We start from the raw sequence: 15,510 nt of genomic DNA, 5'->3' as shown, positions 1-15,510 counted from the left end.
CGGCCACCGCTCCTCCAGCGATCGGATCGGACGTCACCGCACATCCAACCGCCACGACCGCCGACCCGGCGAACCAACGCGGCCACAGCACTAGACCCGCGCTTGAGGAGTCCAGTCCCGCACGCTGCCACTCCCCAACTGCTCCGCCGTCATCAAGTGTCCGCGTGTAGGTGGCGTCCTCCAGCAGGATCGTCTCCGTTTTGAACGCTTGGTCCTCCGGGACACTGTCGGAGGTCGTCAAGGTCAGTTTGCCCGTAGGGCCTGATCCGTTGAGGTTCATCCGACCGGCCATGACGACCATCAGTGTGGAGCCCGTATAGGTCTCCGTCCTGATCTCCGCCGAGTAAGGTGCTGGATCGGCATTCTTGAGCGCCGCCTCGACTTCGAACGAACTATCGGCCCCCGATGTCGCCGATGCTCCACTCTTCGACGTAGGTGCGGGTGCCTTCTCGGCACTGCTGGCGCCACAGCCGGTAAGTAAGACGACGGCCGCGATACAGGCCGCCACGGTGGCCATGTGGCGCATGACAGGGCACCTCCTCAGAGTGACTGACAGGCCGCCGAGTCTGTCATGGGCACGGCCTGAAACGCTCCACCATTCTCAACCCACCATCCCCGGCTCCCGTCCCGTCCGCCGTCGACCCACACACCGTGGAGCGGGCGTGGTTCAGGGGTGTCAAGGTGGAGCGCGCCACTGTACGAACGACCTTGACGCCCCTGGGCCGCGTCTGCTCGGCTCTGCCTGGGTCGGCGGTGGACGGGGCGGGAGCTCCCCGCGCACGCCACACTCGGCCGGCACTCGCGAACGGCGCCTCCTCCACCCCAGAGTCGGAGCGCCCCCGGCCGGAGGCACGACTGCGACCGTGGCCGCCTTCGTACGGTGATCGCCCCTCATCGGCCCGGCCTATTCACTCGTTGGCGCGCCCGGCGGAGCGGAGCGCAGCCGGACTTGATGAACCGGCACAGCTCCGTGTCTCTGCTTTCGGATCGCGGCGTGCCCTTGGAGGGGATCTTCAGCCTCGTCGGCCAATCAGGCACTGCCGTGACCGAGGAGGCGTACCGCAAGCAGATCTGCCCGGTCATCCAGACCGGCGCCGTGGTCATGGACGGCATCTTCAAGCGGGATCCGGAGCGGTAGTCACGCAGATAGACACGCAGCACAAACAGGTCAGGCACCTACCAAAATTGGTAGGTGCCTGACCTGGTAATTCCCTGTCGGGGTGGCGGGATTTGAACCCACGACCTCTTCGTCCCGAATGAGGTTCGGGCGGGATCGTGGCCAGCCTGGATGGCGTTTTCTCAGGTCAGGTGGTTGGCTTCGGTGGGCGCGGCGTGGTCTCCCAGGGGCTTGGGGAGCAGGTCGGCTCCCAGATGGCTCCCACCCCTGCAGCTCTCCCTTGGCGTTGTGTCTGGCGTCCCGGGCTGTCGCCGTGGATAAGTCGGTGGAGGGTTCGGTGGAGACGGCCGATGCGGCCGGGGCGAGCGGCCCCTGGGCAGGCGGCCCAGGCTGGGCCGGGACTGTTGGTGCCGACGCCGCGTTAAACGTTCACCGCCGGCGGCGCGGCGGCCCGCGTCCGAAGCGCCAGGCAGGTGTTCGGCGCGCAGCCGTGTCCGACGCGGGCGGTGTCGTCGTCGAGGCGGAGGAGGACGGCAAGTACGCAACCGTCGACGACCTTGAGTTCGAGCGCGTGGCGGCGGAGGCTGGAGAGCTGGGCGCTGCTGGTGCCGCGGCGGACGACGAGCGGCGAGTGGTCGCCGGGCGTCGTGAACGTGCGGCTCATCGGGGCCTGGCGCAGCCCGAGCCGCCAGGTCAGCCAGGTGTGCACGTTGACGCCGCTGCCGCGCAGGATGTCCCGGTTCACGGGGATCCGCATGCCGAGGACCTCGCCTTCAACGGCCATTGTGTCCGGCCGGGCCGGTTCCTCCTCCTTGAAGGGGCGGGCGCTGCGGGAGACGAGGTCGATGAGGCCATCGGGGGTCTCACCGAGCTGGTCGCTGAGCAGGCACTGCTTCAGGCGCCACGGGGTGACCGGGTACAGCTCTGTCACTCTAGCGAAGAGCCGCGCACGCGATAGAGGGCCCGACTCGGTGACTACCGCGATCATCGCCTCCACCGCAGTGGCGTACGTGGACGCTCGCAGATGCGTCCACTCGGCCAGGGCCCAGGTGCTCTCGGGGCGGATCTGGCGGAACCGGTCGTCACGGCGCAGCGCCTCCCGCACGGCCGCGACGGTCGTCGCGGCCATTGGGGTGAGCAGCTCGTCGGCCCGGCACGGGCGCCCGGCCTCCAGCAGCCACAGGTATGCGGCGTCGCGTCCCTGCGCCTTGCGGCGGACCCAGTGCCTGTCGGAGCTCAGGGCGAGCCGCGACTCGGAGTGGCTCAGGAGCCAGGCCAGAGGGAGACCTGCAGGCAGTCCAGCCTCGGAGGCCGCCCGGTCGAGGTCGTCGCCGCGGAAGGGAGCGGTGTCGACGAGACGGCGCAGCGCGCCGTCCAGCGCGCTGGGGTCTGCACTCCACCAGCCACGCAAGGGCCCTGCCCACGTGCGAGGTGCGTCCAGCCCCGCAGCGGCTAGCAGCTCATCTAGCGCCACGTGGTCGACGACCCCAAGCGCGGCGGCGAAGGCTGCTCGCGGGGCGGCCGGGCCCGCGCCCGCAGTGCGGGTCGTCTCCCGCCAACCGTCCTGGACGATGTCCGCCATCTCCGAGAGCCGCTTCCGCGCCTGGTTCTGGATCTGACGCGCGCGCTCGCGGGTCAGCCCAAGCGTCGCCCCGATCTTGTCCAGCGTCATCCCCTCGGCCCGGCCCGTAACGACGACCCGTTCACGCTCGACGATCCCGGTTTCCCACGCCCTGACCAGCCACTCGCCCATAGACCACTCGTCCCCCATCGGTCCCCCTACATCTCGTCGAAATAGACGACCCGCACGCCGAGGAACTCGGCTACGCGCCGATGTTCCTCCTTCTTCTCGGGCGGCACAGGGGCGCGGAACGGATCGACAACGCAGATCGTCCAGGGCCAGGTCTCCCCGTTGGACCGGTCGAGTACTGCGGGCCACACGAGGTGCTTAAGATTCGCCGCTGTGCCGGCCACGAAGTGCCGCTCCTCGTCCTCCGTGCCGACCTCGCGGGTCTTGGCGCGCATCGGCTTCTGCTGGATGGTCCCCGGGATGACCTCCCAATCAGGGCCGAGGGTCACCGCAACCATCTGCTCAAGCGTCGCGGCCGGACGCGACACGTACTTGGCGTACTTGCCCTCTCCTCGTCGTGCCCGCTCGTACTCCTTCATCGGGCAGTCCTTCAGCCACGGGCGGATGTTCGCCCTCTGCCCCACGAAGCCGAGGAGCCGGCCGCCGATCTCCGGGTCCTCCGTCCACTCCCGGTACAGGCGGGTGCGGTCTACGTCCTGGAGGTGTGGCCACTGGGCCCCGTCAGCCTGGGCGTAGATTCGCGTGACCACGGCCTTCTCTACGGCGGGCGGGATCTTGTAGTCGGTCACAGGATTCCTTTGGGTAGGGGGAACTGAAGGCGGACCTCGTCCGCCGCGGTCTCGAGGTCGGCGGCATCCTGGATCCACATGTCCATCAGGGAGCCGACCGTCTCGTCCTGGAACTCGATTCGGGAAACGTGCGGGAGTTCCAGGTGCTCGGTCTCCTTGGCCTCCAGCGTCCGGCGCAGGTTCAGTACCGCTGCGGCGCGACGGATGTCGGTCACGAAGTCGAGGACCTTCAGAGCCTTTTTGCCGGGGCTCAGACGCAGCCCTCGGCCGAGCTGCTGGACGAAGATCCTTCGACTGTGGGTGACGCGCAGGAAGGCGATCAGGTTCACATCGGGCACGTCGACGCCTTCGTTGACCACGTCGACACAGGTGATGACCGGGACGCGGCCGAGACGGAACTCGTTGAGCAGTATGTCTCGGTGACGCTTCGACAGGCCGCTGTGCAGGTGTGAGGCGTTGGCCCACGCCGGATCCGAGAGGGCGAGGAGGCCCGCCATGTGCTCGGCGTGCTCGATGGTTTGGCAGAACAGGATGGCGCGAGGCTCGGCGGTCTCTCGCCAAGCCGTCCGCAGATGCTCGACAATCTCCTCGTCCCGCTGGGGGAGGAATAGGCGCCGGTTCAGATCTTTGATGGAGTAGCCGTGACGGCTGATGTCCCGGACGGCGTCCCAGTCGATACCGTCCGCGTGCAGCTTGTAGTCGACGGCCGACAGGTAGCCCGCTGCCATGCCCTCGGCAATGCCCATCTTGAAGCTGGGGTGGCCGAAGCGAGCCGTGATGTCGAACTTGTCGCCGCGCCAAGGAGTGGCGGTGACCCCGAATCGTCCCGCAGTCCCGCACAGATCGAGAAGTTCCGCAAACCTGCCGGTCGCGGCCACGTGATGGGTCTCGTCGATCATGATGAGGTCGGGTTTGTATCCCACGCGTACGGCGGACAGTGCCGACTCAACCGTCGCTACTACAACGCCGTCGAGGTCCCGGGGCTTGCTCTCGCCAGTCAGGAGGCGGGTGGGCACGCTCTTCGGCAGGTGCCGCCACAGTGCTTTCTCCAGCTGGCCGACAAGGTCGCGCATGTGGGCGACGACCAGGACGCGCGCGTCCGGCCGCGACGCCAGCAAGTTTCCGATGACCTCGCCGCCGACGACCGTCTTTCCCAGCCCTGTCGCCAGGATCAGCAACGCCGTCCCCTCACTGTCGAGGTCCCGCTCGATCGCGGCCACAGCCTGTTCCTGGTACGGCCGCAGAGAGTAGCGGGTGGGCACGCGATTGGGCATCCTCTGACCGATCGTGTCCAGGGTGGCCCCGTGCCAAAGGGCGATGTCGATCCCGATCCCCGCCAGCGCCTGACGCCGCGCCTCGGCCGACGCGGTGATGTCCGTGTTGGTCACCAGCACGGCCTTGTCGGCCCGGTAGTGGGTGCGCGCACGTTCGAGGTCGTCGACGCCCGCGTGGTCGGCCGGGCCGTGTGCCTTCCACTTGCTCTGGAACACCCACTGCTCGCGGGCGCGGACCGCGAGCAGGTCGGCGCCGTGGTCGTGAGCGCCGTCGATGATGCGGACGTCCTGGAACCCGAGGTGCCACAGGGTCCGTTCGAGCGCCTTGGTCAGCCCCTCCGGGCCACCGTCGCGCAGTTCGGCGGCCTTCAGGAATACGGCGCTCACCCCTCGCCTGCCAGCTCGTCGCGCAGCAAGGCGATGCTCAGGCGAGCCCGCTTGAGCTGCTGAGTGGTCGCCCCACCCGCGAACGTGCCGAGCGTCGCCACGTCCGCGAGGCAGCCCGTGACCCGGGCCAGACTCAGCGCCTTCCCAGATGGCGACGACACCCCGGCGTACGGGCCACGGAAGACGGCACCGTCCATGAACGACTGCGGCATTGCCTGGACGAGCTGGACCAAGGCCAAGGCGGGCATGTGGTGGACGAAACCGGAGTCCCGGCCGAGACGGCCGACGAGGCCGACGCGTCCGGCGGCGATCATCGCCTCCTCGGTCGCGACCTTCTCTTCGTCGGAGAGGTGACCGTAGGAGGTAGGGCAGCCGACATCGTTCCGGTCGATGACCTCGGCCACACGTTCACGGATCTCCGTGAGGAGATCGCGGGCCTCCGCTCCAACAGTGGTGCTGTCGAGCACGCTGTCCTGCAGGGACTCGGCGCGGATCGCGGCGACGAGCTGGGACGGGCTCCAGTCGGAGCGCGCCCGAACTTTCAGGACAGCGGCCAGTTCGACCAGGATGAGATCGGCGTAGTCCGTGCCGAACCGCCGGAACGCGGAGTGCTCGGGATCGACAAGGGCGGTGACCTCGTTGCCCGACCGCTGGTCGAGGAGGACCGGGACGGACAGCCCACGGTCGTCGAGGAGCGGATCGCCCGGCTTCAGCAGGAGGGTCTGGACTTTCACGTAGCCGAGTTCGGGGTGGCCGAACGGCCGGCTCAGGTAGGAGTGCGGCGACGCCGCACTCTCGTAACGGGCCAGGCGCTCGCTGCGGGTCTCCTTCTCCTCCTTCACCGCCACAGCAGTCGTGCCGGAGGTGGTGGGCGCGCCCACCAGCCCGCCGACGGTGCCGGAGGTAGGCATATCGATCGGGAAGTCGAGCGCGTCCTTGACGGCCTGCTCGTCGGGCTGGGCCGGCACACTGGCCGCCGTCTTGGTCTCCTTGCCCCGCTTCTTGATTTCCTCGTGCCGCAGAACCGCCTGCCACCAGTGCTCGTCGGTCTGGAACTCGGGGGCGCCAGCCTGGAACTTCCGACCCCAGTTCCGGGTATCCGTATGGACCGGCTTCTGGCCGTCGCCCGGGACGAGACAGCGCAGGCCCGCGTCGTTGCGGCGGAAGCCCTTGAACAGCAGGGCCAGTGGGCTCTCGTTCTCCGGGTAGCCCGGCGCGCGCTTGGGCTGCAGTGGCGCCACGCCGCGCAGCACCTCCACAGCCGCGAGCCAGCTGGGGTCCCCGTACTCGAAAGCATCCTTCTGGTACATGACGGGGACGTGGTCGAGGTGGATCTCGCCGATAAGGCGGCCGCCTTGGTGGGCGAGTTCGACCGGATACTCAGGCTCTTCCTCCTCGCCCTCGCGCCCGTAGGGGTTGTTCCAGGTGAAGACCCGCTTGTCCCAGCGAAGAATCTTCCGGCCATTACGCAGGAAGTCGATCCCGTACTCGGTCTTGTCGAGATAGCGCTGGACGCCAAGCCAGCCGTGAATCCGGCGCTCGCGCACCGTCAGGTTGCCGCTGCCGCAGACCGAACAGACCTCGCCCACACCAATCTGCCACTCCCCGCAGTCCTGGCAGGCGATCCCGTCCTGGAGCTTCTCGTCGATGGGGATGTAGGCGGGGATCTGTTCCTTGCCGTTGTAGAGCACGTAACGGTCGTCGCCCCAGCGGCAGTGGCGAACTGGCTTGACCCGGGTCCCGCCGACGTAGAGTTCGAAGGGTCGCTCGGTCAGGATCCATGAGTACACCGAGCCCAGAGTGTTGCGGAGCGAGGCGCCATTGCGGCGCAGCCACTCGGCACGCGTCGGCTGCAGGCGGTCGACGATGATCCGCGTGCCGTGATGAGACGGGTCGCTCTTCGACTCGGTGATGTCCTTCGCTTCGAAGTCATCCTTGATCTGGTCGAGGTCGATTTCGACGCCGATCCATTCCGTGTCGCCAACTCGAGTTGTAAGGATGCGGGTGCGCCTGCCGAGGCGGGCAGTCGAGATGTTGAAGCCCATGCCGAACAAGCCGAGCTTGTCGTGTTTGTCGTTTCCGGACCAACCGGCTCGCACCGCACGCGCCAACCGGTCGTACGACATGCCCCGCCCGGTATCACGGACCTCCAGGACCCCTTTCGCGGACGATGGCAGGGTCACGCTGACAGTGAAGCCGTCCGGCCACTCCGTCCCCGAGCGAAGGATGTCGAGGAAGTCGTCGAAGGGGTTGTCGACGAGCTCGGCCACGCACTGCCACTCGTCGAAATCGATCTCGCCCAGCATGCTCAGTACGCGGGCGGAAGGGGTGATTTTCACTCCGGTGGGACCCTCCTGGCGGAATCGGGACGCTGTCGCGGCGGCTGCGGCGTGTCTGGGTGCGGCGAAGCCGCCCGACCCTCATGAGCCGAACGTCCGATCCCGAGGTTAGAGGGGGCCACTGACAATCTGGCCGGAGTTTGCGAAACCCGGCGAACTGTGTAGCTACCGGGACGGGGACGAAGGTGGTGAACCCCCGTGAACAGGGAGGATCCAGTCGCGGATGGTGGTGAGGAAAACGGATGTGGCCGTCATGGCGCGCGGTTTCCTCGGGCGTCCAGTTTCGCGACGCGTTCCGTGGCCTCAGATCCTCGTGTTCCCAGAACCGCGGAATGTTTCCGCCCCTTCGGCGTCTCGGATTCCGTTGGCGATGGTCGTGTCCCGTCAGAACCCCTGCCGTTCGTCGCTGGCCGTAGACGCTGACGGACATGCCAGTGACAGCTGTCCATCAAGACCGTGACTCGGGCCCTTGAGATGAGATCGACGTCCGTTGCAGTGTCGGCACGGGAGCCGTGGTGCCGCGGTGGCGTAGATGCCGTCTGTGCCGCAGTGACCGGAGGGTCTTCTCCGGCACGCGCATCGAGGCCCTTGCCGAAGATGATGACGTGCACCTATCCGGCTGGCGGCGGTCGCGCCTCCACCAGCGGCCGCAGCCGCGCCTCGGCCCAGGCCGCCGCCATCATCCTCGTGTCCGTTCAGACCGCGTGGCAAACTGACTCACTTGCTGCGGTGCGCCTTGGCGCCTGATCCCGCCTCACCACGCATGAAAGACTGGGGTGGTGATTCGAAGCCCATCCGAGGTCACCGTCGGCGCCGACGGCACGGTTGCCCTACCCATGAGCATCTTGGCAGAGGCCGGCACCAACCCCGGTGAGACATTGTTGGCTCACAGCGATGGGGACGGCCGGATCGTCATGCGCCGTTTGGATGACGCTGTCAGTGACCTGATCAGTGGTCGCCCGTTGTAGCGACGAGGCGCGCTGAGTCGCGCTTTCGCCGGACGGCGTTCTCGATTCGAGTCGCTGCTCCGGCCAGGTCGTCGTGCTCCCAAACGCGGATGACTGTCCAACCGGCCGCGGTCAGCGTGTCGTTGGTCTGAGTGTCCCTTGCCCTGTTGCCGTTGATCTTCTCCCGCCAGAAGTCCGCGTTCTTCGTGGCAGGCCGGTAGTGGTCCGGGCAGCCATGCCAGAAGCAGCCGTCCACGAATACCGCGATGCGATCGCCGGGGAACACGAGGTCGGCTCTCCGTCGGATGTCGGAGATTGGCCGGGTGTCGACCCGGTAGCGCATGCCGCGGCGATGGAGAAGGCTGCGGAGCAGAAGTTCCGGTTTGGTGTCCTTGCCGCGGTTGCCGCGCATTGAAGCTCGCACTTCGAGCGACGACGCAGTCGACTCCGGGGGCAGGGCTTCTTGTGCCAGCAGTCCCTTTGCTCGGGCATGTCGCCATGCCTCAGCAAGGTTCTGTTTGCGTGAGTCGAACTCGACCTCGCAGACGTACCGCTCCTCAGTCTTGCCATCTTGTGACCAGCGCAGATAGGCGCGAACGCGCCGTGTGCTCCGGTACAAGCGGAGCGTGATTGAGGCGCGTGCGAGACGCCCGTCACTCAGGGCGACGTTGCGGCGATTGCGGCCACCGGCGGCACGGTCTTGCTCAACTGCTGGCGCGGCCGAGCTAGCTCGACGCTTATACGCGCGTTCCGGGGGCGGCCTGTCCTTCCAGCGACCCCCGACCCCTGTCTGCGGCATGAGTCTAGTGTCCCGCCGCAGCTAGGGCGTCGGAGACTGCCTTGGCGAAGAACTCACCGAGAACGACCGGAACAGCGTTGCCCAACTGCCGCATTTGCTCGCCCCGGGGGCCTGAGCCATGCCAATCGTCTGGGAACGTCATTACTCGAGCGGCCTCACGCACGGTCATGTAGCGGTGCAAGTAGCTCCAGCCATCCGGCGACGAGGTGTCTCGGATCCGATCGTCCAGCAGCATCACGGACTCGCCACCCGGCACGCCATGAACGCCAGCCTTGACCGTCTTCGCGGGACGGTCGAGTTCGTTCGGGGTGTGCCCCTTGTAGATGCGGGCCCCAGGCCATCCGATGTGACCGACGGTTTTGATCTCTCGACCGAAATCGAACTTCTCGGAAAGCCGGTCCCTGTCGACACGGGGCAGCGCGGGGAGCTTCACGTCCGTGCCGTATCCCTGGATGGCGTCGCGCAACGTGCGCCACGGCTGGCAGTCGTCTTCCTTGATTACTTTCGGAAGGCGCGCACGTACTCGGTCGCGAACGTGGTCTTCTACGGTTGGGTGGCGCTTCCAGTAGGGACCGTCGTCCTCGCGCATGGATCGGAACAGGGCCGCTTCGGAGAACCTCTCCGTCTTCACATACTTCTCGAAGCCGTTGACGTCCACGCCGAGGTCAGCCCGGAAGGCCACGATTACGACCCGGTTGCGTACCTGCGGGACGCCATAGCTGGCGGCGTTGACCGGCACCATCACGACCTTGTAGTGATCCGGGTCACTGTCTTCGTCGGATAGTTGGTCGAGAATGCGTGTCAGGTGGGCGTTGTGGTCCTGCCAATTGACTTCATCGACGCGCTTCTCAAATGGAAGACTCAGCTCGTTCTGGATGTATTGGAAGTAGTCGACGAATGACGGCCGCAGTAGTCCGCGGACGTTTTCGCAGATAACGACCTTCGGTCGCATCTCTCGTACGGCCTTGAACATGGCCGGGAACATATTGCGTTTGTCCTCGTCGCCCTTGGCTACCCCTCCGGCGCTGAACGGCTGACACGGAGGGCCTCCGGCGAGGACATCGACCTTGCCCTGGAAGGCGCTCAAGTCTAGGTCGCGCACGTCGCCCGGGTAGAGAGGGGCGGGCTGCCCCGGCTGCGGCGCCTTGGGGTTCTTCTCCTCGGTGAGCTCCAAGCCGTCGACACCGAGGGTCTTCCGCGCGCTCGCGATGAGTGTCTCGCAGGCCCGGTTGTTGAACTCGTTGAACAGGAGTGGGCGAAAACCCGCTTGGTGGACCGCCATGGCCAGGCCGCCTCCACCCGCGAACAGTTCAACGCTGGTCCGCAGCTTCTTTGCTTCTTCAGGCAGGTCAAGCATGGGGAAACTATACCGCGGAGTTGGTGATCGTGGTGGGTTTTCAGTCAAACGAGTCGCCTGTGTGTGAGCGAGGCCATAGGGTCCGTGGTGATCAACGAGGCAGAAGGAGCCCAAGGGAATGACGCAGTCGGCCAGTTCAGACGGACGTGGCACCTATCACGATCACTTCCGGCTGAGCATTACCAAGGCGCTCGGTGATCAATTGGCCCATGCGTTGACACGGATCGGTCGCGCTCCACTGGCCGGGCAGTACCTCGCCAGTCTCGAGGAGCGGCCCGGCGTCTACCAGCTCTACCTTCACGGTGAGTTCGTCTATGTGGGCAAGGCTGATGAGTCCTTGCCCGGTAGGCTGGCAAACCATCTGCGGAAGCTCTCGGGTCGGCGCAACATCGACCTCCGTGACGTTACGTTCTCTTGCTTGTACGTCGATGAGGACTTCTCAGCCTTGGCGCCCGAGCGGCTGCTCATAAGCCACCACAAGGAAATGGGCAACATACCGTGGAACAACAACGGGTTCGGCAATAAGGACCCGGGGCGTCAGCGTGACAGCACGATCCTTAAGAAGAACCACTTCGACGTTGTCTATCCGATCGACCTAGACCGCCCCGTAGAGGACTTGGAGCCCGGACAGATCTCGCTGAGCGCATTGCTCAAGGTACTCAAGGGCGGGCTGCCCTACAACTTCCGATACGCCGAGCCGCCGCGCTCGAAGTCCACTTTCTTGACTGTGCCGCAGGAGGGGCTGTCCGCCGACGAGGCGTTCCAATCGGTATCCGAGGCGCTTCCAGAAGCGTGGCAGATCGCCGCCCTCATGGGGTACGTGATCATGTACCCGGACTCCCCGGCCGAGTACAAGAGCGCCTGGCGGTACTACCGGTCTGGCACAGTGGCCGAGACCGAGCCCGAGGCGTCACCCGAAGAGATCACCCAAGATGATCTCTTCGATGCCGAGAGTGACCAGAAGGCGTAGTAGCCGACCGTAACCCGCTCCAACGGGGTCTCCCTGTAGACGGGTCGATTACTGATCAGGAAGCCATGCCCGCCGAGTACACCCCCGCCTCGTTCGACCCTCTGTCGACCGAGCAGATCGCGAACACCATCTGTGCAACCTTCGAGCGGCAACCCCTGGTCTCCATGACGCACGAGATCCCGAGGTTCAAGGGCTCCGGGCTCTACGCCCTGTACTACCGTGGCGTGAGCGTGGACTTGTACCTCCCGCTCGCGAGCCTTCAAGTCCCCGTCTACGCGGGGCAGGCCCGTAGCGACAGCGCCACCGGGGAGAGCGTTCGGGAGCGGTATCCCCTCCATGGCAGGCTCAAGCACCACCGTCTGTCGATCATGGAAGGCGGGCTGCCGATCGCCGAGTTCCGGTTCCGTGCCCTCCTGCTGCCTGCTGTACACGCTGATCTGGGTGAGAACGCACTGCGTGTCGGATACACGCCGGTCTGGAACAGCAAGCTCAAGGGCTTCGGCAGCAAAGAGCAGGGGGCGACGACCCGCCAGAGCAAGAAGAGCAAGTGGGACACTGTGCATGACGGGCGTCGTCGTACGCACGGTGGCGTTGTCCACGAAATCGAGAAACTGATTGGGCAAGCCGAGGCCCACATCGCGCGGCAGGTGAGCGACTACGACAGGCTGCCGTGGCCCCACCCTGACATCGACAGCTACCTCGACCTTGAAACCTCGTGAACTCGCCAGTGGCCTGGGCGTCACCGAGTTAGGTGAGTTCCCTCCGAGCGACTCCAAGCGCCCACCTCAGTCAGTTACGCCGGCGACCAACCGTCCTGCCGCGGCACCGTAGGACGGGACTGCACGGAGCGGCCCGACGGGCGTAGATGCCGCTCCGGATCGCGGATACCGGCGATCTCCCCCAGCCCGATTACGTACGGCCTCAGCCGTTCCTGCAGTTGGCTGAGCTCCGCGCGGAACGCGGCGTGCTGTGGCCACTCGGATTCATCCTGGTTGGGGTGGTGGTCTTCGAAGTCTTTCAGGCTGGGGTGCCACTTGGAGAGGAACGGAGCGAGTTCGAAGTTGAGAACATCCAGAGCCAGTTCGTACACAGAGTCCCCCTTGGCAGGGGGAGGAGGGGTCGTGTAGCCCTCCAGTGGCTCGCGATAGAGATCGAACAGCACCTTGAGTGAGGTGAGGGCCTCGCGCAAGTTCCCGCTGCCGTCTTCCAGCGGGCGAGTGGCCACCCGGGTGGCGGCTTGGAAGAACATTCGTTGGGCGGCCTGACGCATGTCCGTCTTGGTGGTGAACGACATTTCGTTACCGAAGAGGACGAGACGGACCTCCGTCAGCTGTGCTGATCTGCGGTACAGCTCCAAACCGAGGACCGCGGCGACGCCGGCGAGACAGCCCACGATGATTGACAGCCGCTGTCCGCCTGTCTGACTGATCGAGTATGCGGCGATACCGATCACGCTTCCCATAACGCCGGCTAACGCGGTGCGCAACCCTACGCGCACTGCGCTATTGCCTCCATGCCTACTCCGATTGGCCACCGGCCCCCCTTACGCTGATGCTCCGTCTTGTCTGGCGGCCTTAGCATCCTGACTCGGCGGCCACCTCCTGCCCTCCGGGACTCGTTGAGCTCTGCTCCGGTGGGCATGGCGATGCCACTCTAGAAGGGTGCATTGGTGGCTGCTTCGGCGACAGCGCTTCCGAATTTAAGCGGGACTCTCTCCTTGAACTACGTCGGCGATCTGCTGCGCGATCTCCTCAATGGGGTATTCGCTGGTGCTCATCGCCACTTTGCCCGCAAGGGAGGGGCTGTAGCGCCGGACGTCATCAGCAGTCAGGTCGTGCCAGATCGGCAGGAGTGACTGCTCCCCAGCCACGTTACGAGTAACGAGCCCGTCAAGTTCGTGGTTGGGCCATCCCTTGGTGATGAAAGACGTCGAGAGCACGACGACGCCAAATCGGCTTGCCCTGATCCCTTCGTCGATCTTGCGGCGGAGGCTGTCCCCGATCCGCATCTGGGCTTCGTCGAGCCAGACCGCCACACCCAACTTGGTCAGCGCGTCCCGAAGGGGGCGGGCAACGGCTGCCTTGTCTTCCGAAGCGTGTGAGATGAATACGTCCCAGGTCTGGCCACCCAGCACGTCTTCCGGGGGTTCCTCCGGCTCGTGGATTGCGACGGACCGTGCCGGGTTGCGCTGCGGCCCCCGGGCCGGCGGGAGGAACCCGCGTGGGGGCGGCTCTACCTGGACAGAAGCGCTGATGCGGCCAGGGAGACCACCGAGGTCGACGGTAACGATCCAATGCCCGCTATTGGGGATGGTGACCTGGAGCGGAGAGCGAGAGCGAGTGATGCTGCCACCGATGGCCCGGTACCTCTTTCCCGCCTTGTAACTGCTGTACGCGCTACGGGTCATCACCTGCACGTTGGCCTTGTCGCGCACGGCGACGACGACCCTGGAGCCCTTCTTGAGGTTGCCGAGGTCTTTGTACAGGTGGTCCACGAGCTCTCCTAAGGGACGCGCAGTACAGCACGTACCAGCCTAAGGACGAGCACTGACAATCAGGGAACGCAGAACCAAGGCCAGCGTTGATTGCTTCACCGCCGTGGCGCTGGCTGCCCGCTTGCCCGCTACGGCTTCCTCGGCCCCCCCCGGAGCCGGATGTCGAGCTTGGCTCCCAGAATGGCCCCGCGAACCACTCAAGGGCCCGACCCGCAATGCGGATCAGGCCCCTGACCTGGTGTTTCACTGTCGGGGTGGCGGGATTTGAACCCACGACCTCTTCGTCCCGAACGAAGCGCGCTGCCAAGCTGCGCTACACCCCGATGTCGCTTTGAGCGGGCCACTTGTGTGGGCCCGGTTCGTGGCGACGTCGTTTACTTTAGCCCACCGGTGGCCGGAGACGAAATCCGGTTTTCGGGGGGTCGGTGGCGGCGCGGAACGGGGCGGATGTGGTCGAGGGCGACGAGCAGGAGGCCCAGTGCGTAGCAGGCGAGGCCGAGGACGGTGGCGTTGCCCAGGACCTCGACATAGCCGTGTCGAGGCACGTCCAGGAAGGGATACGGGTAGCGCGCCTGGGTGTTGGCGGGCAGCAGCGCGCCCCGCGCGAGGGTGAAGGCCAGGTACCCGGCGGGCAGCACGAGCCAGGTGGCCGCGGTGTGGAGACGCAGTGGGCCCGGGCGGGTCAGCAGGAACCAGTCCAGTACGGCCATGAGCGGGACCGCCGTGTGCAGGAGCTGGTTCGTGAGGGCGGGCCAGCCGGTGAGCGGACCGGTGTCGCCCGTGATCGAGAGCGCGCTCGAACCGTTCGCCAGGATCACGTGCTGGACCAGGCCCGCGCCCACCGTGTACAGCATCGTGCCGGCGGTGACGGACGGCGGTAGGGGGCGGCGGGCCGACCATGCCCGCCAGGCCGAGGCGGTGAACACCGCGGCCACCACGACGCTGCTCAGGATCGTGAAGTGGCTCATGACCCGGGACGGTGTACCCAGGGTCAGCGCGAGCGCCACACCCGCGGTCGCCGTCAGCGCGACGAGGAGGCGGAAGGCGGCGACCAGGGGGCGGCGGACGCGGGGGACCACCGCGTCCGCCGGGACGACGGGGACGATGGCGGCGGCGTTGGCGGCCACGCCCGGGAGGACGGGTATGTCCGGGATGTCTGCGGGCAGGGGGGCGGTCATCCCCTCACGCTAAGCGGGTTGGGCAAAAGGGGCGAGGTGGGTTGAACCGGTCGGGCGGTGCTGCTCCACGCGCCCCCGCGCGGTGCCTGACGCACCCCCGCCGTGCCTCACACGCACCCCCGCGTGCCTACGCACCCTCACGTGCCCGACACGCACCCCCGCCGTGCCTCACACGCACCCCCGCGTGCCTACGCACCCTCACGTGCCCGACACGCACCCCCGCCGTGCCTCACACGCACCCCGCGTGCCCTACGCACCCTCACGCGCCC

Annotated in this window: 12 protein-coding genes, 1 tRNA gene and 1 pseudogene; 3 read left to right on the top strand and 11 right to left on the bottom strand. The window is 66.4% G+C overall.

Translation table 11 applies throughout. The annotated features are described in order from the left end of the window. A partial coding sequence (locus ACH4YP_RS47080; protein ID WP_398497660.1) for a hypothetical protein occupies positions 1-526 on the bottom strand: 526 nt, incomplete at its 3' end. Between the two features lie 432 nt (positions 527-958). Here ACH4YP_RS47080 and ACH4YP_RS47075 point away from each other — a divergent pair. Continuing rightward, a pseudogene (locus ACH4YP_RS47075) lies at positions 959-1,138 on the top strand (site-specific integrase); the annotation flags it as partial. A gap of 400 nt (positions 1,139-1,538) precedes the next feature. Here ACH4YP_RS47075 and ACH4YP_RS47070 read toward each other — a convergent pair. From ACH4YP_RS47070 to ACH4YP_RS47045, 6 genes are all read right to left on the bottom strand, one after another. Next, complete coding sequence (locus tag ACH4YP_RS47070; RefSeq protein WP_398497658.1) at positions 1,539-2,888, bottom strand: sigma factor-like helix-turn-helix DNA-binding protein; 1,350 nt, start codon at positions 2,886-2,888, stop codon at positions 1,539-1,541. Between the two features lie 8 nt (positions 2,889-2,896). Further along, a complete protein-coding gene (locus tag ACH4YP_RS47065; protein ID WP_398497656.1) occupies positions 2,897-3,496 on the bottom strand; it encodes a hypothetical protein in 600 nt (199 codons plus the stop codon). Then, a complete protein-coding gene (locus ACH4YP_RS47060) occupies positions 3,493-5,157 on the bottom strand; it encodes a DEAD/DEAH box helicase family protein (protein WP_398497654.1) in 1,665 nt (554 codons plus the stop codon). The genes ACH4YP_RS47065 and ACH4YP_RS47060 overlap by 4 nt, the downstream gene beginning before the upstream one ends. Next, positions 5,154-7,496: an ATP-binding protein gene (locus ACH4YP_RS47055; RefSeq protein WP_398497652.1), complete on the bottom strand. Its 2,343-nt coding sequence runs from the start codon at positions 7,494-7,496 to the stop codon at positions 5,154-5,156. Before ACH4YP_RS47055 ends, ACH4YP_RS47060 begins: the two co-directional genes overlap by 4 nt. 948 nt (positions 7,497-8,444) lie before the next feature. Next, on the bottom strand, positions 8,445-9,062 hold the full coding sequence (locus ACH4YP_RS47050) for a very short patch repair endonuclease (RefSeq protein WP_398497650.1): 618 nt from the start codon (positions 9,060-9,062) through the stop codon (positions 8,445-8,447). Between the two features lie 184 nt (positions 9,063-9,246). After that, complete coding sequence (locus ACH4YP_RS47045) at positions 9,247-10,599, bottom strand: DNA cytosine methyltransferase (protein ID WP_398497648.1); 1,353 nt, start codon at positions 10,597-10,599, stop codon at positions 9,247-9,249. Positions 10,600-10,717: 118 nt separating this feature from the next. On the opposite strand from ACH4YP_RS47045, the gene ACH4YP_RS47040 reads away from it, so the two are divergent. Both ACH4YP_RS47040 and ACH4YP_RS47035 read left to right on the top strand, forming a co-directional pair. After that, the gene (locus tag ACH4YP_RS47040; protein WP_398497646.1) at positions 10,718-11,569 is read left to right on the top strand and encodes an Eco29kI family restriction endonuclease; all 852 of its coding nucleotides are present in this window, start codon (positions 10,718-10,720) and stop codon (positions 11,567-11,569) included. 65 nt (positions 11,570-11,634) lie between these two features. Further along, positions 11,635-12,288 (top strand): Eco29kI family restriction endonuclease, encoded by a 654-nt coding sequence (locus tag ACH4YP_RS47035; RefSeq protein WP_398497644.1) that lies wholly within the window; start codon positions 11,635-11,637, stop codon positions 12,286-12,288. Between the two features lie 74 nt (positions 12,289-12,362). Here ACH4YP_RS47035 and ACH4YP_RS47030 read toward each other — a convergent pair whose 3' ends face one another. From ACH4YP_RS47030 to ACH4YP_RS47015, 4 genes are all read right to left on the bottom strand, one after another. After that, positions 12,363-13,022 (bottom strand): hypothetical protein, encoded by a 660-nt coding sequence (locus tag ACH4YP_RS47030; protein WP_398497642.1) that lies wholly within the window; start codon positions 13,020-13,022, stop codon positions 12,363-12,365. Positions 13,023-13,268: 246 nt separating this feature from the next. Further along, entirely contained in the window at positions 13,269-14,063 is a 795-nt protein-coding gene (locus tag ACH4YP_RS47025; protein ID WP_398497641.1) for a DUF1883 domain-containing protein, read from the bottom strand. Positions 14,064-14,312: 249 nt separating this feature from the next. Beyond that, positions 14,313-14,386 (bottom strand) — tRNA-Pro (locus ACH4YP_RS47020). 51 nt (positions 14,387-14,437) lie between these two features. After that, a complete protein-coding gene (locus ACH4YP_RS47015; RefSeq protein WP_398497640.1) occupies positions 14,438-15,241 on the bottom strand; it encodes a Pr6Pr family membrane protein in 804 nt (267 codons plus the stop codon). Between the last annotated feature and the right edge of the window lie 269 nt (positions 15,242-15,510).

The sequence above is a fragment of the Streptomyces sp. NPDC020747 genome, assembly GCF_044334695.1.
GTDB lineage: Bacteria > Actinomycetota > Actinomycetes > Streptomycetales > Streptomycetaceae > Streptomyces.
Note: the sequence above shows the minus strand (reverse complement) of the source record. Positions and strands in the feature narration are given on the sequence as shown.

What these genes read in the sequence shown, in the direction of transcription:
- ACH4YP_RS47070 (WP_398497658.1), bottom strand. Translation starts at nt 2,888, where the DNA reads ATGGGGGACGAGTGGTCTATGGGCGAGTGGCTGGTCAGGGCGTGGGAA.
- ACH4YP_RS47045 (WP_398497648.1), bottom strand. Translation starts at nt 10,599, where the DNA reads ATGCTTGACCTGCCTGAAGAAGCAAAGAAGCTGCGGACCAGCGTTGAA.
- ACH4YP_RS47040 (WP_398497646.1), top strand. Translation starts at nt 10,718, where the DNA reads ATGACGCAGTCGGCCAGTTCAGACGGACGTGGCACCTATCACGATCAC.
- ACH4YP_RS47035 (WP_398497644.1), top strand. Translation starts at nt 11,635, where the DNA reads ATGCCCGCCGAGTACACCCCCGCCTCGTTCGACCCTCTGTCGACCGAG.
- ACH4YP_RS47015 (WP_398497640.1), bottom strand. Translation starts at nt 15,241, where the DNA reads ATGACCGCCCCCCTGCCCGCAGACATCCCGGACATACCCGTCCTCCCG.